We start from the raw sequence: 20,223 nt of genomic DNA on the forward strand, positions 1-20,223 counted from the left end.
CTTACTATCATGTTGACAGTGGTTAGAGTGTGGTACTCCGTTGTCAAGATGAATGTCATCCATAGGATATTGAATGGATAAGCGATCGCTCTTGAAACAAGAAGAGTTAATGTTTACCATATACCTAAATAGTGGGTTTGTAATCCTCTTTGATCTAGTGTCATAAGTGGTGTAGACGAAGCCGAGTTTCAACTAACTTTGGCATGGAGGCAGACGAATGCATCCATGCTTTTTGCGTGGATGCATAAAAAATCCGGACGCGTTCCCTGTCATGGCATGACAGTGGAATTCCAGTCCGGATTTTGTGATCACTTCGTTTTCTTACCTTTGAATTGGTTTTATTCAAACCTCAACTTCTTGACCTCGACTTTATCATAGTAGACGGTTCCCACGGAGTAGGAGGTAATGAAGCAGATCACCCTGGCTGATGAGGCATGTTCCGGTGCTTCAGTGGTCACGTATACCCTTTGCCATTTGTTCAGATCTTTGTCTGTGTGGACCGGCGTGGAAGAGAGTTCTTTCCCATTCTTATCGAAGTATCGGATCATGAAGCTTCCTGTCCCTTCTTTGATGAAGAGGTTTGTGGAGGCTTCGATGGTATCCCCCCCTTTGACTGGGATGGGGTCACTCATCAGTGCAACGGATTTATTCCGTGCTTTGTCTGTCAGTTTCAGGCTCTTTCTACCGTGGGAATGTTCCTCTCCTGATTGTTGATACTCCACATCACCTGAGGTTTGGAACATGGAGGTCCACCCCGGTATGGCGTCTTTTTTAAGCGGCTGTTCGAACTGATGATTCGTGACCTTGAGGTCGTCTTTCCCCTGCAGCGACTTGACTTCCATTTTGTGAAGCATCGTCCGGTTTTCCCTGGATGCGTAATAGATGTTGCCATCTGGAGCAATGGTGTATGCATAGACCCTGGCAATCTGTTTATGGTGAAGGCTGGTCGGGTCGATGGCAGTGAGGTTCCCGCTGAAGTCGGCATACAGGAGACCCTCGGACCATTGGAGTTTGATTTTATTCCAGGCACTGAGTGGTGGAGAATCGTAGAGTTTCTTGCTTTTCACCACTTCCAGGGTGTCCGGATCCAGGGCGAATACCGTTCCGATGGCAGCTCCCCATAGGAGTCCGTCTGGACCGAATGACAGATCCCCGATCGATTCGGGTTTATCCAGGCCATCGATATCCAATGAGACTTCCCGGATTTTTTCTGCTTTTGCCACGTCCCATACAAAGATCTTCGCTTCCTCGGCCGTCGGGTCAGCCCCCAGTCCACCATTGATCGTCGTGGTTCCGTATACCTTCCCATCTCTGTATGCAAGACTGTTCACGCTCTGGTCCTGCACGACATTCCTATAGACCGTATAAGGGTCATCTTCCTTATCGGGATCATAGACGGTCAGTGCACCTCCGAGCTCCCCGTAAAAAGGGATGCTTCCAATGAAGGCTTTTCCGCCACCTTCTACAATGGAGCTGACACGATTTTGGCCCTCTCCCAATGTGAAGAGCTTTTCAGGATTGGTGGATGAAGGTTCGAGGGACGTATCATATTCCCTCACATCACCGGCAGGATAAACACCGAACAGGACATTCTTCCCGAAGGATGCAATGGCATCTCCCTGCCCCATATCAAACACCTTCTTCGTTTTCCCGATGGGGTCATAGATGGCCCCTTTCCCTGTCTGTACCCCGCTTATATAGAGGTTCCCATCGGGTCCTGTATGGATCTTGTTGATGACATTGGCCGTACCCTGAGCGAGGGGAGGGGTCCGGACCGTTTCCCCCTTTTCAAGATTGAGAATGGAAACGTATCCCGAGAAATTGATCGTCACAAGGCTTTTTCCCGGAAGGTCGGGCGTCCCGAACTCGACCCAATCCACACCCCGGAATCCACTTTCATATTGAATACCAGAGTCTTCGATTGCCAGGTTTTCTAAGTTCAGCGTTTGAAGGTTGTTTTCTGTATTCATGAAATAGATCTTACCTTCATGCGACGTTTCGGGAACATGGAGACCGCGTGCCTTTGGAATGACGACATCCAGCCATTTTTTCTCCTGAGTATCATAAACATACGCGTTGCTTGAAAGCTCGTAGCGTGCGAACAGGTACCGGTCATCCACTTTATCTAGATCATAGATGTGGCCCGGCTCCCCGATGGAAGCAGCGATGTCTTCTTTCTCGCCGGTTGCGCGGTCATAATGGATGATTTTCCCGTGACCCGTACCGGAATAGGCATCATCCCCGATCACGGCAAGGGAGCGTATGTACTCCTGCGAGGACTCCCCGATCATCCTTCCGTAATCATCCACCTTACCGGTATCGGGATCATACTGATACACTTTTCCGTTAGGATACGTTCCGACATACACGTTCCCCTGATCAGATGTGATGGCAAAGGGGAAGGTCTCACCCGGGAAGGTGGCGACCACTTCCGCTTGATCGGAACCAGGGGTGTATTTCCATAGCTTGGCGCCACCGCCGATCGTGGCGATGTAGAGATCTCCATTCGGCAATACTTCATGTGCCCACGTGTTCTCGGCTCCTTCAAGGGGAATGATGCGCAGCAGCTTCTCCGACTGGATGTCAATGACATTCAGCTGTGCCGGAAGCCCCTTGGTCGTGGTATACATGACGGGTTTCCCGTTCTCTGTTCCGACAGCCCCGTTGAAGATACTGATTGCATCCGTCAGAGGAGTGAGCAGTTCCTCAGGTGCACCGTAATGGGTCATATCAAGTTTACTTGGCGCGGCGCCCGCCGTCATCGGTGTAGCAGACAGAATCAACAAAAAGATTACAAAACGTATCATGACTTTTTTCATCCTGTTCGCCTCCTGTTTATAGGATCCTTCTCCTTCATGGTAGAGGCGATGGAAGAGAAAACCAATATTATAGTAGGAATGTAAAGGCCCTTCTGCCTTCAATCCTTGTCTAGTAAAGGAGGGGAGGGACTTGACGAAAAAAGGACCGATAGTCCTTGAATTGATCACAAAGTAGACGGCAGGTCCAATGGTCCTGTCATCAACTGGGTCAAGAGCATTAGATGGAACCCATTTATACGCTAGAAGTCGGGATAAAGGATGGGTATGCAACCTATGGACTAAAGAGGAGAAGAAAAAATCCTTATATCAGCATAATGAGAGCCCATTCTAATTGATCAGCAGCTTTCTTAATCCATACGTTGAACCGTCTTTTAAAAGACGTTAATGATCAGGAAAACAATGATCGATTATGCTCATGAACTCCAACGCTAGAGGAGAAGGGGCTTTCCCTTTTCTTGTAATGTAACCGATGTTCCTTACCAATTGCGGTTCAAGGGATGCATAGTAGAGATCCATCGATTCCTCAGGAAGTGCAAGATTGGGCATGATGCTAATGCCAAGGTTCTTGGACACCATTGAAATGACGGTCTGATTGTCCTTGATATCATACGAGATGGATGGGGAGACACCATGTTGTTTAAATGCTTCCTCGATAAGTGTTTCGCATCCCGAGCGTAGCATAATGAACGATTGGCCGGTCATATCTTCTACATGGACTGTGCCTCTACCAAAAAAGGAATGTCCATTAGGGATCACTACATAAAGGGGGTCTTCCAGCAAGGAGATGAAATCCACTTTATGAACAGGAAGGGCGGTGAATCCGATGTCGACCGTTCCATCTTGGACCCACTTGCGGATGTCTTCATATCCTCCTTCATAAAGGTGGACATCAATTGTTGGGAACTGTTCCTTGAATAGCGCAAGCAATGTAGGAATATACCGTGCAGAAAAACTGGGAAAGCTCCCGATTGACAGTCTCCCAATGGTCAATCCATTCAGGGCAGCCACTTTCTGTTCAATCTGTTCCATGTGGCCAGCAATTTCCCGCATATGGGCAATAACAGTTTGCCCCTCTGCCGTCAATGAAGATCCAGTACGAGCTCTGTGTAATAACGCGATGCCCAGTTCGTTCTCCAGCGCTGTGATGATATGGCTGACGCCGGACTGGGTTAAACCAATCTGGTCCCCTGTCCTGGTGAAGCTTCCGCTATCTATTACTTTTAATAGCACCTTGAGTTGAAATGAATTCAAGTGAGCACGCTCCTTATAATGTTATGCATGAGAATCTCTAATGATAAAGATGATTAATATTCATTTCCCTTATGTTAAATAGAAGAATACACTATTAATAGAACAAAAACCAGATAGGAGATGGATGAAATTGAACAATCAGTATCTTGAATTGACGACACCCTATGTACTTTCACCCAATGCGATCCTTAAGAACAGGCTTGTGATCGCTCCCATGACGACCTATTCAGGGTGTGAGGATGGCAGAGTGTCAGAAGAAGAGTTTGCTTATTACGGTAGAAGGGCTGGGGGGGCAGGGATGTTCATCACGGCTGCAGCTGCCATTTCCCCCGTCGCCACAAGCTTTCCCCGACAGATGAAATCATATGGGGAGGAAGCAATCGATGGTCTAACGAAGCTTTCTACCATCATCAAGGAGAAGGGAGCTAAGGCGATCCTTCAATTACATCACGGTGGGAGTGAAAGTCTTCCGGGTTATACCCATGGGGAGCGCCTCGTCAGCCCAAGCGGTGTAACAGCAACAGTGTATGAAAGATGTGGATGGGAATATCATCCCAGAGAGATGACGCACGAGGAAATCTTGGAGACGATCAGGGATTTTGGACAAGCTGCTTATATCGCCATCCGAGCTGGTTTCGACGGAGTGGAAATCCATGGAGCCAACGGATATTTGATTCAGCAGTTCTTCTCTCCATTTTCCAATCATCGAACCGATCACTGGGGTGGGACACGATTGAAGCGGATGAGGTTTGCAGAAGCAGTCATTGATGAAATCAAGCGGGTACGTGACCTGTATGCGAGGGAAGGATTTATTATCGGGTACCGTTTCTCCCCGGAAGAACCGGAGAAATCGGGACTGAAAATGGACGATACGGTCGAACTTGTCGATGCATTGGCAGATAAAGGGTTATCGTACCTCCATCTTTCCGTAAAGAATGTATGGTCCATGCCGAGAAGCGGATCGAACTTGAACATGACACGGACCGAGATTTTCCGTGATGTTATTGGAGTGAGGACAAGCTTTCTCACCCTCGGGTCCATCCATACACCTGATGAAGCCATTGCCGTCATTAAAAAAGGAGTGCCCCTGTTTGGATTGGGGAGGGAAATCCTGATGGAGCCTGACTGGATGGAAAAGGTGCAAAGTGGACGTCAGAGTGATATCAATACGTTTCTCCCCCGGAATGGTCGGCATAGACTTGTCATCCCTGAGCTTATGTGGAACAACATTTTGAAAAGGGATGGGCTACCGGCACATCCGTAGAAAAGAGGAAGCCAGAATGCATCAAGCTTCATTGCTCCGTTTCGCTTTGGCGATGGCCTTATTTGGATCCGTCGGTTTTTTCTCGAAACTCACCGGATTGCCGTACATAGAATTGATTGCCGTCCGCCTTCTGTGTGCAGCCCTGCTCCTGTTTGTTGTTTGGCTTGTTAAGCGAGAGGGCGGAATGGATAAGTTGGACCGGAGAGAAGTGGGCATGATCTTATTATGCGCCGTGGCAAATCTATTAAACTGGATCTGCCTGTACGCATCTTTTGAAAAAACATCCGTAACGATTGCGATCTCCCTGTATCATCTTGCTCCCATATTCGTCCTGATTGCAGGGAGGTTCTTATTCAGGGAGAAGTGGACCACGCGGACGTTCCTTGCCCTCTCCCTTTGTTTCATCGGTACAATCTCCATCATGGGACTGAAAGCCGGTGGCCATCCCGTCTTGGGAGGGGAAGGGATAGCATGGGGTGTGATGGCTGCTTTTTTCTATGCCGCCACCATGTTGTTAGGGAAAAGTGTGACGAAATCAAGCCTGTATTTGGTCACCTTCCTCCAGATGGTGATAGGGCTCCTTATCTTGTTGCCCTTCGTTGATTACACAGTTTATTTTTCTCTAAGTAGAGAGCAATGGATGTATTCAATTTTCACAGGGGTGGTGCACACCGGTTTTGTGTACCTGTTATTCTTTCAAAGTCTACGCCATTTGACAGCCAAGACCATTTCCTTCATGGTTTTCATTGATCCCGCTGTCGCCATTTTACTTGATATCCTACTGTCAGGATTCCGGCCGGATCGATTTCAATGGGCAGGTATCATCCTGATTTTTGCTGGGATGCTTGCCACAATCTCCCCACGGGAGCATAAAACCCGAAGAATGATAAGCTGATTTCTTGATAATAAACCCCTCACTGATTCAAGTGAGGGGTTAAAGTGTTAATGAAAGCCTTTTATTTTCCCGTTGTCGGAGAGTGAAGGATGACGTAAGATAGATAGGCATAAACGACTGAAAGGAGGGGGAGACATGATCCACCTCATTCCACTGATGATCGAGCGAGTAGGCATCGTCCTCATTGCCGCCTTCTTGTTCTCGCAAGTGAAATCATTCAGGAAGCTCATTGAACAACATCAAGGGGGAAGGGATAAAGTATTGTTGGTCCTGATCTTCGGCCTCCTCGGCGTTGTGAGCAATTATACCGGCATTAAGATTTTCCCGGAAACCATCACGGGCAATTCATGGCTGATGGAAGTGGAGCCGGATAGCGCCATCGCCAACACACGGATCATGGGGATAACGATAGGGGGTCTCCTCGGAGGTCCCGTCGTGGGGATCGGAGTTGGTCTCATATCGGGGATCCACCGCTACTTTCTTGGGGGATTCACCGCCACTGCCTGTGCCGTCTCGGCGGTACTGGCAGGGGGCGCGGCAGGCTACCTTGGCCTTTGGAGGAAAAAACGAAAATCCATTACGGCCGGTTACGCAGTTGGCGTGGGGGTATCGATGGAAGCGGTTCAGATGCTTCTGATCCTTGCCTTAACAGATCCGTTCAGCCGGGCTTTCCGACTGGTCGAAGTCATCGCATTCCCGATGATCGTCGTGAATGGACTGGGGATGCTCCTGTTCATGCTGATCATCCAGAATATCGTACGGGAGCAGGAGAAGACAAGGGCCTTGCAGACAACGAGAGCGTTTACGATTGCTGACCGGACGCTCCCCTATTTTCGTAAGGGATTGAACGGAGAATCCTGTCAGGAAGTTGCCAGGATCATGCTGGACCTGACCGAGGCCGATGCGATTGCCATCACAGATTCAGAAGGGGTCCTGGCCCATGTAGGGTCTGCCGAGGATCACCACAAGCCAACAAAGGGGTTCGCCACCGAACTGACGAAAAAAGTATTGAAGCAAGGGGAGGTCCTCATGGCGAAGAGCAGGGAGGAAATCCTGTGCCGGAATGAAGACTGCCCCCTTTTGGCTGCCGTTGTCCTTCCGTTGAAAGTGCACGGGGAAACGGTGGGAACGTTGAAACTGTACTTCCATGATCCTGCATCCTTGACGGAAGTGCAGCAGCAGCTCGCAGAGGGGTTGGCCAAGCTGTTCTCGACGCAGCTTGAGCATGGGGATGCCGAAGAGCAGCTGAAGCTCCTGAAGGACGCTGAAGTAAAGGCCCTTCAGGCGCAGATCCACCCGCATTTCCTATTCAACTCAATCAACACGATTTCCGTCCTCTGCCGGACACAGCCGGAAAAGGCGAGGGAGCTGCTGCAGGAGCTCAGTCACTTCTTCCGCAGCAATCTGCAGGGAGCCCGGAATCTGGTCATTCCCCTTGAGAAGGAAATCGAGCACGTGAAAGCCTACCTTTCCCTTGAGCAGGCGAGATTTCCCGATCGATACGAGGTTTCATGGGAAGTGGAGCGGGGACTTGAAGCAAGGCTCGTGCCCCCGTTTGTCCTCCAGCCTCTCGTCGAGAACAGCATCCGTCACGCCTTCACCCGCAGAAGGGAGAAGGGGGAGGTCCTCGTGAGGATCACGATCGAGGGGAGCGACCTCCATATAAGGGTCTCGGACAACGGGAATGGGATTCCCGAAGAAAAGCGCATGATTCTCGGGAACGAAACCGTCCCATCCAAGCACGGGACAGGGACGGCGCTCGTGAACATAAAGGAAAGGTTGGATGGCATCTACAGTTACCGCGCACGATTTGCCATCACGAGTAAAGTAGGGACGGGTACGGAGATATCCATCCGGATTCCCTATGAGAGTACAGGAGGTTTGCAATCATGAAGCTGAATGCATTTATAGTAGACGATGAGCCACTCGCAAGGGATGAGCTCGCCTACCTACTGAAGCGCACCCATGAGGTGGAAGTCATTGGACAAGCAGGGGACGTGGAAGATGCCCTGGAGCAAATTCGCTCACATAGGCCCGACATCCTGTTCCTCGACATAGAGCTGTCCGAGGAAAGCGGCCTTATGCTGGCAACGGAGATCAACAAGATGGATCAGCCTCCTTTTATCATCTTTGCAACGGCGTATGATGAGTTTGCCCTGGAAGCTTTTGAACTGAATGCAGTGGACTATCTGTTGAAGCCGTTCGGGGAGGGGCGCGTGCGTCAGACAATTGCCAAGGTGCGGTCGATGATGCAGCGGTCGATACCCGTCGAAGAAAAGAAAAGCAGGCCGAACCTCGATACAGGGAAGTTCGCCATCGCGACGGATGAGAGGATCTTCCTTATTGATAAAGACGCCATCGTATATATCGGTACGTCAGAAGGGAGAACCGAACTGAAGACAGTCGACTCGGTCTATCAGATACCGGAGCCCTTATCCGTGGTGGAGAAACGGTTGGACTCCCCTGCTTTCCTCAGGGTGCACAGAAGCTATATCATCCAGCTGACATGCATTGAAGAGATACAGCCCTGGTTCAATTCAACGTACAACCTGATCATGAAAGACGGCTCCAAAGTACCCGTGAGCCGGACCTATGTGAAAGAGCTGAAGCACCTGATCGGCTTCTGATGCATTTCAACCCTCGAATTCTGCAGGTCAATCCGATTTGCAGGCCTCTCATAATGAAAACGCTATCAGTAAGCGTTTTATTTGATATAGTGAACCTACTTAATCGTCAACGGGAGGTTTGAGAGATGAATGCCATTACGATGGTGATCGGTTCGATTTGTATTCTTATGATTGCGTACCGGCTTTACGGTACATTCATGGCTGTGAAAGTCTTGAAATTAGAAGAAATGGAGAAAAAGAGAAAGACACCGGCCCATGAGCTGGAGGATGGCAAGGATTATGTCCCGACCAGTAAATGGGTGACATTCGGGCATCATTTCGCAGCCATCGCTGCTGCAGGTCCCTTGGTTGGACCGATCCTGGCCGCCCAGTTCGGATACTTGCCCGGCCTGCTTTGGCTCTTGATCGGTGCCGTGATCGGAGGGGCCGTCCATGATGCCGTCGTCCTGTTCGCGTCCATGCGTCAAAACGGTGAATCTCTTGCCGAAGTTGCCAAAAAGGAGCTTGGACCGGTAGCGGGATTTTGTACGGGGCTTGCCATGTTGTTCATTATCACCATCACGATGGCGGGTCTCTCCATGGTCGTCCTTCATGCGCTGGAGCGGAATCCTTGGGGTACGTTCGCTGTTGGGATCACGATCCCGATTGCCATGGGTGTCGGTCTATATCATCGCAAGACAGGTAACCTGAAGGGTGCTTCCATCGTCGGGTTCCTGCTGATCATGCTGGCTGTCTTCGTGGGTCCTTACATCCAGGATACCAAGCTTGGGGAGCTGCTCACACTTGATGTGAAGACGCTATCCATCATTCTGCCAGTCTATGCATTCTTCGCAGCGGCTCTGCCGGTCTGGTTGCTTCTGGCACCGCGCGATTATCTGAGCAGCTTCATGAAAATCGGGGTGTTCGTGGCCCTCATTGCCGGAGTTTTCGTTGTGAATCCTTCCATTCAGATGCCGGCCTTTACAGAATTCATCCACGGAGGCGGCCCTGTCCTGAATGGTCCGGTGTGGCCGTTCATTTCGATTACCATTGCCTGTGGTGCCATTTCCGGGTTCCATGCATTCGTCGGATCAGGTACGACACCGAAGATGCTCGATCGCTGGCGTGATATCAAGTCGGTCGGCTTCGGTGCCATGCTGGTGGAATGTGTGGTGGCGATCATGGCATTGGTTGCGGCCACTGCCCTTCATCCGGGTGACTACTTCGCCATCAACGCCACTCCGGAAGTTTTCAAGACGCTCGGGGTGTCCACGGTCGACCTTCCGAAGCTGAGTGAAGAGATCGGGCTCAATCTTGAAGGAAGGACGGGCGGTGCGGTCACGCTCGCGGTCGGGATGACCTATATCTTCACCGACATTGCCTGGTTCGATAAACTGGCTTCGTTCTTCTTCCAATTCGTCATCATGTTTGAAGCCCTGTTCATCTTGACGGCGATTGATTCCGGTACACGGGTGGCACGCTACTTGATCCAAGACTTTGGCGGTGCATTCTACAAACCGCTGAAGCGTGTGGACTGGATACCAGGTAACATCTTTGCGAGTGCCCTTGCCTGCCTCCTGTGGGGATATCTGCTCTTCTCGGGTGATATCGGTTCCGTCTGGGCCCTCTTCGGGGTATCCAATCAGCTCATGGCCTCGATCGGACTGATCATCGGAGCGACCATCATCCTCAAGGTCGCAGACAAGAGAAGATACATGCTCACCTGTTTGATTCCGCTTGTCTATCTGTATGTGACCGTCAACTATGCCGGTTACTGGATGGTCAAGAACGTATATCTGAATCAGGCAGCGTCTGGATACAATGTGCTCAATGGGATTCTTTCCATCGTGATGCTCATACTCGGACTGATCATCATCCTCACGGCCATTAAAAATTGGATCCAGAATTGGAACAACCCGGCCCTTGCCATGCAGCGCAGGTCGGCGTAAAAGGTACGAAACGTCCCGGAAGCATATCCGGGACGTTTTTTATCGGAAAAATTTAAACATCATGTTCCGATAGGAGTAGAATCCGTCCATCCATCCGTTTGATAAAGTAGTTTTGTAAGCGCTTTATTAATAGGGAGGGAGAATGAGAGTGAAGAATATTTTCAGGTGGATGGGGGTTATCTTGATGCTCGGGTCATTATGGACAATATCTGGAACAAGCGGCTCTGCTGCAAAGGGGGATGATGCGATTTTCGGCTATGTCCCATTATCGGGGGATTGGAAGCAGGGGAAGAAAGGGAACGTCGATGGAGAAGCAAGGAAAAAGGCCCCTGCCCTTATGGTGTCGGCGGATAAGAAGGGGGGATATGCAGAGTACGAAACAGCGATCACCGCGGACAAATCGGCCTCGTTCATCCTTGGTGCAGATGAACGGGGAGAAGGGGGAGTGGAGATCCAGTTCAACGTGAAGAAAGATAGCGTCATCCTCATGTCACGGAGTGATGGGGAAGTTTTGAAAAAAATAAAGCATGCGCTCCGGTCCAAAAAGGAAGTATCGATCAAGGTGAGAACCGATGGGACAACTGCGAGCCTTTGGTTGGATGGGGATCAGGTGATGCAAGGGGTGGAGACCGGCCCGATCCACGGACATCATGGATTCCTTGTGGAAAAAGGCAAGGCCCATTTCCGTCAGACAACCGTAAGCGAGTGGCGTGCCAACCTTGATGGGGTGAAGATCGGGAGTAAGGGTTGGGCGCTTACCCCGGACGGTCTGAAATCAGTGAAAACGAACCAACAACTCCTATCGGCTACAAAGGCAGAGGATTTCTCTTTCGAGACCCGGCTTTACCTGACAGAATCTGACTCTTCGGCATCCCTGATCTTCGGGATTGATGCTACAGGGGAGGGAGGATGGCAAGTGGAAGTCGACGAAAAGCGGGACCTGATCCGTTTAGTGGACCTGAAAGGAGAAAAGATCCTGCAGTCGGTTTCAACCGGGATACAAGAAGATAAACTGTATCATGTGAAGATCGTGGCAGAGAGCGGCAAGGTCTACGTTTTCTGGGGGGAAGACCCAGGTCCGCTCCTGACCGATGAGGAGGTGGGCACGACTGAAGGATATCTGGGGTTCGCGGCTGAAAAAGGAGCCGTCTTCCAGGATGTGAGGGTGAGCGGGCTCGAAGGGAACCTTGAAGGGTGGACCCCTGACAGGGGAGAGTGGCTCCCCCATTTGCAAGGAGTGATGGGTACCAGTGATGGAGAAGACAACGCATTCCGCATGGCCACCACTGTTGGGAATGATTTTATCCTGGAGGGCGATGTGACTATCCAAGATGATTCTTCCTACGGAACGGCCGGTTTGATCTTCAGGTCCGATGGGGCATCCGGATATATGCTTCAAGTCGATCCGAACCTTGATCGGATCCGGCTCCTGGATCTGAAGGAGGATCGGACAATCGGGGAATCCAAACGGGAACTTTCCCCGGGGCAGACCCACCATGTCGAACTCCACGTCGTGGGGGCATCGATCAAGGTATATGTGGACGGATATGAAGAACCTGCAATCGATGTTGTCGATCCCGCTTATTCCGAAGGGAGATTCGGGTTGAATGTGTATAACGGCAGTGCCCTCTTCCAGCATGTGTATGCGACGCCGCACGAGGAGTATTACAGTGAACTATACCGTCCTCAATATCACTATACCCAGGCAAGGGGATATGCGAGCGATCCGAATGGACTTGTCTATTACAAAGGGGAATATCATCTCTTTCATCAGGACGGCGGTAAGTGGGCACATGCTGTCAGTACCGATCTCGTCCATTGGAAGAGGCTGCCCATCGCCATTCCCTGGAATGAGATGGGGCACGCCTGGAGCGGGTCTGCCGTCATCGATCATGATAATTCTTCTGGCCTCTTCCCGGAGCAAGGTTCCGGGATGATCGCGTACTACACCTCCTTCAACCCATCAAAACCGAATGGGGATCAAAAAGTGGGGCTTGCCTACAGCAAGGATGAAGGACGATCATGGCAGTTCCATGAAGGGAATCCGATCATTCCGAATATCGGTGAGTTTTATGATAGCGGTGGATGGGACTTCCGGGATCCCAAAGTCGTCCGGGATGAGGAAAGGGATCAATGGGTCATGGTCATCTCCGGAGGCGATCACATCCGGTTCTTCACCTCCAAGAACCTCATCGATTGGGAAATGATCGACTCATTCGGATATGGAGACTATGTCAGGGGCGGAGTATGGGAATGCCCTGATTTCTTCCCGCTAGCTGTTGATGGGGATGAAGGCAATCAAAAATGGGTCCTATCCATCAGCATGGGAGCGAATCCCAAAACAGACGGATCCGATACCGAATATTTCATCGGATCATTTGATGGAAAGAAATTCGTCAGTGATCATCCTGCGGGGACCGTACTGAAGAATGAATACGGAAAAGAAATGTATGCAACGATGTCCTTTTCGGATATTCCAAAAGAGGACGGTCGCCGGATCTCACTCGGATGGATGAGCAACTGGGACTACCCATTTGCTTATCCGACGTCCCCCTGGAACGGTCAGATGAGCATACCGAGGGAGTGGGAGCTGAAAACGTTGGCTGACGGAGAGGTCCGAATGGTCCAACGTCCCATTGGGGAAATGAAGGGAATCCGCGGGAACAAAACATCCTTCGGAGGCATCTCGCTCTCCCCGGATTCAAAGAACCCCTTGGCCAGAACTACAGGTATCGCTTATGAAATTGAAGCGGATATAGAGCTGCTGGAGGATGATTCAGGATTTGAAATCGGGCTGAGAGAGTCAGGGGACCAGGAGACCCTCGTCGGATTCGAAGGGGCGGGACAGACGATGTATGTTGATCGCTCCAGGTCGGGAGAGGTCGATTTCTCCGAGAAATTCTCCACAAGGCATGAAGTAGGAATGGATCCAGCCGACAGGCGAGTGAAGCTGCGCATCTTTGTTGACGGGTCTTCTGTGGAGGTTTTTGCAGGGGATGGAGAGATCGCTTTCTCAAATCTCATTTTTCCGGACGGGGCGAGTGACGGTATGAGCCTGACGTCCACCGGTGGAAACATTAAGGTCCACCAGTTCGATGTGTATCCCCTGGACACGGTATGGAAGGAAGCCAATGGGGAACGCCTTCAAATGGATCATGATCGGTTGAGCCTGAAGAAGGGTGAGAGTCATACCCTCTCCGTCAGGTCCGACTCATCTTCTGCCATCCACTGGTCGTCCTCCAACCCCGAAGCGGTCGAAGTCCGGGATAAGGGGACCGGGGAAGCAGACATCACGATGAAAGGAAGCGGCCGCAGCATCATCACGGCGAAAACCAAAGGTGGAAAGCTGAAGGGAGAGACCGTGGTCGACAGTAGGGAGGCGTACACGATATCAAGAGGGGTTCAAGGCCTTGCACTGGAATCACCGGTGGAAAACGGCTCCACCGTATTGATGGGGGATCCCGTTCAGCGATGGGAATTCTCCCTTCGTCCAGGAGGCGGCTACAGCGTGACGGCTATTGACAGTGGGAAGGTACTCGACGCCTCGGGAAGTATGCGTGGGGATGCGCTTCAAGTATGGGACGATCTTGGCTATCGAAACCAACAGTGGCAGGTGACCCCTCTGGGAGATGGTACCTTCGCTTTCAATGTCCTGAATAGCGGGCGCTCTCTTGGAGCATTGGATGAGGCACATGGGGGCGGGGTCGTACTCCATGAGGTAGGTATGGAAAAAAGGAGAGGGTGGAGAATCATCGGCAAAGAGTAAGGAGGGGCCGTCCAGATACACTGGGCGGTCCTTTTCAATCCAGTAACTTCCTGGCATCTTCCGCCGAATCAATACCCTCCAACTGCTGGAAATTGAATGTCCTGGTATTTTTCGTAGAAATGACATCGGACTGATGTTCATAAAGGGCGGGATAGTCAGAGAGTTCATTGACTTCCACAATGGTGAGTTCAAAACCGGTCTTGGTGAGCTCGTCTTTGATGGTTGTTAGGGAAGAGGACGCTTCTGCCAATGCTTCGGCATCGGATTCCTCCAAAGGCATCTTACTGTACAGGAATAGTGCTGTTTCAAGGTCATGCAGATCCCATGTATCCCCGTCCCTGTAGTAGTTGGTCAAATAGGGACGCTCAAATCCGAGTGTTTTCAACGTTGCAGCTTCCGGGGAGTCCTCGAGCCATTTATTGAATTCCAGAAGGAGCCCGGCTTCACCATAATTATCATAGAGGACCTTGGATGAGAATGTTTTTCTTCCATTTTCCATCAGGAAAACGACTTCCGGTTGGTCCGTCCTCTTGACGATGAAGATGGTCGGATGCTCATGTTTCTTGCTCATGATGGTGACATTGAATCCGTACTTCTCTTTTGTATAGTGATTGAGCACCTTCTCGACTCCAGACTCCCGGGAAAGTAGCCAAGCGAAAAGGAGGATGAAAATGATGGCGGCTGCCAAGATGATCCATGTGTTCTTTTTCATTGCATCACCTCCTTCTCATTTTACCTCATTATGAAGCAGGAGATGAGTCCTGTTTATTCCATCACCTGTCTTTTCATGGCGTATAAAGACAGGAGGAAATAGCCTTCCGATTGTATGATGTAGAAGAAAGAAAGGGGTATCGCAGATGAGAATACAGTCCATTACTATCTTACTGCCGGAACATAATGAGTGGGTCGATGCCTTGATCGGGTTCATCCGCCCTCTTCAAAATCCCTCTTTGCAGGGAATCGCCAAGCCTGAAGTGAGGTTGATGCGCTCCTCCGTCAAGCATCCGGAGATCTGCTTGGAAGGAGGGGATGAAGACGCCCGTCTCATCTTGGAAGGGATGACCGTTTCACCTTCACCGATGGGAAAAGGGGAGATCCCTCAACTGCCGGAATGCACCTGGGGCGTCATCAGCATAGAGGAGTGCGCAGATTTACTTCAGGATCTCATTGAAGGCGTGGACCATGTCGGCCTGAATATCCCCACGCGACAGGTGGGGGAGAGGGAGTGGCAAACCTTCAGAACGTCCTTGAGTAAAGGAACATCGCTTTACCGGTATCCAGGGGAGGAATGGCCCTTCACCATTCCTTCAACAGACGAAGAATTTCATGATGACATACGGACTTTTTCATATGATAGGGCCCCGAAGTTTGAGTGGGTGTATGATGAGTACGCTGATCTGCCGTATTTGCAGTTTGCCCTTTATACAAAAGCGACGCGCAGCGAATTGGAGAAGCTTCTTCCATCGCCGGTTGCCTTTTCCATCCAGGGACTAGAGGATCATTTTCGATCGCTTTTCATAAAGAGCCCCTGGCCGGGATTGGGAATCCGGATGGATCTATACTACAGTGAAAAGGAAGATAGGCAGTGGAGGACCGGTGAGTGGCTGGTGCGGGAGGGAAAACGGATCGGATCTGCAGGATAATATTATAGAAGAAAAGCGGTATGACATTCAATGAAGAGACAAAAAAGAACGGCTTCCGTGGAAGCCGTTCTTTTTCTGTGTCTTATGTATGGAGCATAGGGGGCTCGAACCCCTGACCTCTACGCTGCCAGCGTAGCGCTCTCCCAGCTGAGCTAATGCCCCATGAAGAATATGTATGGCGTATTCCCTCACTGAGGATACTTTTATATTATAACGTCAGAGTGGGAGAATTGCAACACAAAAACGATAATTTTTAATGCTTGGTGCAAAATGAATAGTCCATTCATTTTGCACCAACCATTAATTGAATAATTATTCAATTAATGGTATGTTTTATGTGTAAAAATCAAGGGGTGAGGGGATGAGAGAGCTTGCAATCGAAGAAGTGGAACGCCATGCTGCAGCAGCGTGGCCGAGTGTTCAATCAGAGTTATTAGGAGATTGGAAGTTGCGTGCTACATACGGAGTGACGAAGAGGGCGAACAGCGTCCTGACAATCGGGGAGCCTTCCCCCGGGTGGATCAAAACAACTGAGCATTTCTATCAAAAGCTCGGACTTTCGGCTATTTTTATGGTTAGTGCTAATTCCCCAAGTGGAATCGACGAAGAGCTTGAGCGGAACGGGTATGAAAAGATCGATGAATGTTACACCATGGTGAAAGAGGCTGGCATCCTTTCACCTTCGGATTTGCATAAAGGGGATATACTCCTGATTGACGAAGCTGACGATACTTGGCTTCATTTTTTTCTATCGTTGGAAGGTTTTCCAAATGAAAGGGCATCTGCCTATCAAGCGATCTTTTCACGCATCAATGGAAAAAAAGTATTCGCTGTCTATCGGGAAGCCGGTCTCACTCTTGCCGTAGGTACAGCAGTCTGTGAAGGAGACTTGTGTTGTATAAGCAATATCGTCGTGGATGAAAAGAGCAGGGGGAAGGGGATCGCTAAGAAGCTTGTCTCCAGTCTATTGGAATGGGGAAGAGCCCTTGGTGCCGGTTACAGCTACCTGCAAGTGGTTAAAAGCAATGCACCAGCCATCGGGTTGTATGAGAAGTTGGGGTTTACCCCGCTTTCGTCCCACCATTACCGCATCAAAAGTGAATAGAAAAGAGGCATCCGTCGACCAGGATGCCTCTTTTTCATTTTTGACCGATCGTTTTCAGCTGATGGACCAATCCGAGGGCTTCTTCATCTGCAATGACTGTAACGTGCGGGTGTTGATTGAGGATGGATGCGGGAAAGTCCTCCGTGATGTCTCCTTCGAACAATCGTTTCATCGCTTCCTGCTTCGCCTTGCCTGAAACCAGAAGAACGATCTCCCGGCTTTTCATGATCGTGGCGATCCCCATCGTGATGGCGCGTTTAGGCACTTCATCGAGGGAGTCGAAGTAGCGGGCATTGGCCTCCCTGGTAGATTGGGCAAGGTCCACGATATGTGTCCCTGAAGAAAATGACGTTCCAGGTTCATTGAATCCGATATGCCCGTTTTCCCCGATGCCAAGAAGCTGGAGGTCGATTCCACCCGTCTTCTCGATCGTGGCGTCATAGTCCATGCATTCTTCTTCAAGATCTTCCCTCGTACCGGATGGCAAATGAACGGCTTCTTCCGGGATATCGATATGATTGAACAGATTCGAGTCCATGTAGTGATAATAGCTGTTTGGATCCTCTTTAGGCAGGCCGATATATTCATCAAGATTGAAACTGGTCACATTCCCATAGCTTGTACCGTTCTGTTCATGATCATGGATCAGGGCTTCATATAGTCCTTTCGGAGTTCCGCCGGTTGCCAGACCAAGGACGGGTTTTTTGGTTGAGTGGATCTTCTCGATGATACAGTCTGCTGCCCGCTGGCTCATTTCGTCGTAATCCTTCACTTCAATCAGTTTCATGGGAATCCTCCTTCCTTTCATATGCGAGTGTTCCTTTGCAGTAGGTCGCCATGATCTTCTGTGATGCATCCATCATCACGATGTCTGCATCTTTGCCGGTCTTCAGGCTTCCTTTGCGGTCGAAGACACCAAGCTGCCTTGCTGGATTCTCAGAGGCCATCCTGATGGCATTCACGATACCGGCCCCCGTGAAGTCCTGAACGTTTGTGAAGGCATGATCCATTTTCAGGACGCTTCCTGCCAGGGTATCTGGATCGAGCAAGGCCACTCCATCTTTTACTGTGACCATCTGTCCACCAAGGTCGTATTGTCCATTTTTTAGGCATTTTGCCCTCATGGAGTCGGTAATGAGGATGAAGCGCTCATCCGTCACCTGTCGGTAAGCAATGTTGACGACTTCGGGTTTTACGTGTACACCGTCGGCAATCAGTTCGACCATCAGTTCCGGGCGAGCAAAAGCGGCTCCGACGACACCGGGTTCCCGGTGATGCAGCCCGCTCATCTGATTGAAGAGGTGAGTCACGTGGGAGAGACCCGCATCGATGGCATTCTCCATTTGTTCATAGGTTGCACTCGTATGTCCAGCCGAGGCGACGATCCCCCTGCTATGCAGGTAGGAAATCAGGGCGTGGTCTCCATCGAGTTCAGGGGCCAGTGTGACGAGCTTGATGGTCCCACCGGACAATCGCTCCCAATCCATGAACACATCAAGGTCCGGTGTCAAGGTGCTCCTTACGGGTTGGGCACCTGCGCGCCCAGGGTTGATGAATGGTCCTTCCAGATGGATACCGAGGATTTCTGCCTGGCCGGCATGCTGATGTCCTTCCATATAGTCACGGACATTTTTCAAGGCAACCTCGATGGCTGCTTTCTTCTCCGTGATCGTGGTGGCAAGGAAGCTGGTCGTCCCCTCCGCTGGAAGGATGGCTGCCATGACATCGAGGCTTTCCTTCGTACCGTCCATCGTATCGGCTCCGTTTGCTCCGTGTATGTGAACATCGATCATGCCTGGGATGATGGAATGCTCCGCAGGCACTTGGACCACTTCACAGCCTTCCAACGAAGATAGTTCTTCTTTCCTGCCCATGGAGGAGATCAATCCGTTCTCGATTTTCAAATAGCCTCCTGGAATGACCCCGTCTTCCCCATAGATGGTGCCCCCTAGCAAAATGATGGGTGTGCTGTTCATGCGTATCCGCTCCTTTGTTGCGTTGTTATTCTCATTATACAACAAAAAGTATAGATGTCTATACCAGTTTGGTTTTGGCAAAGACACTAAATGCCTGTATGAATAAGTAGAAGTGGTCTATACATCCCAAATGTGCTACGATAAGGGAAACGAATGTACCGGAAGGAGAAGATCGATGATCAATAAACAATCGCCTCTTCCTTTATATTACCAACTGGAGGAATACCTCAAACAACAGATCGAAACCGGGGAGTGGAAGCCGGGCGACATCATGCCCTCCGAAAGGGAGCTTTCTGAAGAGTTCAAGATCAGCAGAATGACGGTGCGCCAAGCCCTGACCAATCTGGTGAACAAGAACATCCTCTTCAGGGAAAAGGGCCGCGGTACATTTGTTTCCCACCGTAAGTTCGAACAGAATCTTCAAGGTTTGACGAGCTTCAGTGAAGATATGGAACGGCGCGGACTGGCTTCCGGTAGCAAGCTTCTTTATTTTGAACAGGTGAAAGCCGGGGATCAAGTGGCAGAAGCGCTCGCCATTTCGCCGGGCGATCCCGTCTACAAGCTGAAAAGGATCCGTCTTGCCGATCAAGAGCCGCTTGCTGTTGAAACAAGCTATAACCCAGTGAGTCTATTCCCTGAGCTTGATCAAAAGATATTCGAAAAATCGTTATATCATTATATAGAAGAAAATCGTCAGATGAGGATCAGCCATGGGACGCAAACCGTGGAAGCGGCCCTTGTGACGGATGAGGATGCACAGCATCTCATGATGGAAGAGGGTCAGCCTGTCCTCTTGATTCAGCGTGTGACCCATCTCGAGGATGGACGGCCGTTCGAGCTTGTCTGGTCGATCTATCGAGGGGACAGCTACAAATACCGGATCGAAATGAATCGGCGATGAGGTGTCTTCTCACCATGCATGAAACGTGTTACACTACTACAATCTTTA

14 protein-coding genes and 1 tRNA gene are annotated in these 20,223 nt (G+C 50.3%); 9 read left to right on the plus strand and 6 right to left on the minus strand.

Annotated elements, in window-relative coordinates:
- Positions 1–338: 338 nt before the first annotated feature.
- Entirely contained in the window at positions 339–2,819 is a 2,481-nt protein-coding gene (locus ABJ225_RS19240) for a PQQ-binding-like beta-propeller repeat protein (protein ID WP_347321365.1), read from the minus strand.
- 381 nt (positions 2,820–3,200) lie between these two features.
- The gene (locus ABJ225_RS19245) at positions 3,201–4,070 is read right to left on the minus strand and encodes a LysR family transcriptional regulator (RefSeq protein WP_347321366.1); all 870 of its coding nucleotides are present in this window, start codon (positions 4,068–4,070) and stop codon (positions 3,201–3,203) included.
- Positions 4,071–4,200: 130 nt separating this feature from the next.
- Here ABJ225_RS19245 and ABJ225_RS19250 point away from each other — a divergent pair, with 130 nt between their 5' ends.
- From ABJ225_RS19250 to ABJ225_RS19275, 6 genes are all read left to right on the plus strand, one after another.
- The gene (locus ABJ225_RS19250) at positions 4,201–5,334 is read left to right on the plus strand and encodes an NADH-dependent flavin oxidoreductase (RefSeq protein ID WP_347321367.1); all 1,134 of its coding nucleotides are present in this window, start codon (positions 4,201–4,203) and stop codon (positions 5,332–5,334) included.
- A 16-nt stretch (positions 5,335–5,350) separates the two neighbouring features.
- Positions 5,351–6,229: a DMT family transporter gene (locus tag ABJ225_RS19255; protein WP_218246640.1), complete on the plus strand. Its 879-nt coding sequence runs from the start codon at positions 5,351–5,353 to the stop codon at positions 6,227–6,229.
- A 135-nt stretch (positions 6,230–6,364) separates the two neighbouring features.
- Positions 6,365–8,122, plus strand: coding sequence for a LytS/YhcK type 5TM receptor domain-containing protein (locus ABJ225_RS19260; RefSeq protein WP_347321368.1), 1,758 nt, complete (start codon positions 6,365–6,367; stop codon positions 8,120–8,122).
- Positions 8,119–8,856: a LytR/AlgR family response regulator transcription factor gene (locus ABJ225_RS19265; protein WP_218246642.1), complete on the plus strand. Its 738-nt coding sequence runs from the start codon at positions 8,119–8,121 to the stop codon at positions 8,854–8,856. Before ABJ225_RS19260 ends, ABJ225_RS19265 begins: the two co-directional genes overlap by 4 nt.
- A gap of 125 nt (positions 8,857–8,981) precedes the next feature.
- On the plus strand, positions 8,982–10,784 hold the full coding sequence (cstA, locus tag ABJ225_RS19270; RefSeq protein ID WP_347321369.1) for a carbon starvation protein CstA: 1,803 nt from the start codon (positions 8,982–8,984) through the stop codon (positions 10,782–10,784).
- 148 nt (positions 10,785–10,932) lie between these two features.
- A complete protein-coding gene (locus ABJ225_RS19275; RefSeq protein WP_347321370.1) occupies positions 10,933–14,550 on the plus strand; it encodes a GH32 C-terminal domain-containing protein in 3,618 nt (1,205 codons plus the stop codon).
- A gap of 34 nt (positions 14,551–14,584) precedes the next feature.
- Here ABJ225_RS19275 and ABJ225_RS19280 read toward each other — a convergent pair whose 3' ends face one another.
- Entirely contained in the window at positions 14,585–15,262 is a 678-nt protein-coding gene (locus ABJ225_RS19280) for a hypothetical protein (RefSeq protein WP_347321371.1), read from the minus strand.
- A gap of 145 nt (positions 15,263–15,407) precedes the next feature.
- Here ABJ225_RS19280 and ABJ225_RS19285 point away from each other — a divergent pair, with 145 nt between their 5' ends.
- A complete protein-coding gene (locus ABJ225_RS19285) occupies positions 15,408–16,193 on the plus strand; it encodes a hypothetical protein (protein ID WP_347321372.1) in 786 nt (261 codons plus the stop codon).
- Between the two features lie 89 nt (positions 16,194–16,282).
- On the opposite strand, the gene ABJ225_RS19290 is transcribed toward ABJ225_RS19285, so the two are convergent.
- Positions 16,283–16,355: transfer RNA gene (locus tag ABJ225_RS19290), tRNA-Ala, on the minus strand.
- A 199-nt stretch (positions 16,356–16,554) separates the two neighbouring features.
- On the opposite strand from ABJ225_RS19290, the gene ABJ225_RS19295 reads away from it, so the two are divergent.
- Positions 16,555–17,298 (plus strand): GNAT family N-acetyltransferase, encoded by a 744-nt coding sequence (locus ABJ225_RS19295; protein ID WP_347321373.1) that lies wholly within the window; start codon positions 16,555–16,557, stop codon positions 17,296–17,298.
- Between the two features lie 34 nt (positions 17,299–17,332).
- Here the strand turns inward: ABJ225_RS19295 and nagB are convergent, their stop codons facing one another.
- Positions 17,333–18,085: a glucosamine-6-phosphate deaminase gene (gene nagB, locus ABJ225_RS19300; RefSeq protein ID WP_347321374.1), complete on the minus strand. Its 753-nt coding sequence runs from the start codon at positions 18,083–18,085 to the stop codon at positions 17,333–17,335.
- Positions 18,072–19,274 (minus strand): N-acetylglucosamine-6-phosphate deacetylase, encoded by a 1,203-nt coding sequence (nagA, locus tag ABJ225_RS19305; RefSeq protein ID WP_347321375.1) that lies wholly within the window; start codon positions 19,272–19,274, stop codon positions 18,072–18,074. Before nagA ends, nagB begins: the two co-directional genes overlap by 14 nt.
- 175 nt (positions 19,275–19,449) lie before the next feature.
- On the opposite strand from nagA, the gene ABJ225_RS19310 reads away from it, so the two are divergent.
- Positions 19,450–20,175: a GntR family transcriptional regulator gene (locus ABJ225_RS19310; RefSeq protein ID WP_056541204.1), complete on the plus strand. Its 726-nt coding sequence runs from the start codon at positions 19,450–19,452 to the stop codon at positions 20,173–20,175.
- Positions 20,176–20,223 lie beyond the last annotated feature (48 nt).

The organism is Rossellomorea sp. RS05, from assembly GCF_039822645.1.
In the GTDB taxonomy this organism is placed as follows: domain Bacteria; phylum Bacillota; class Bacilli; order Bacillales; family Bacillaceae_B; genus Rossellomorea; species Rossellomorea marisflavi_B.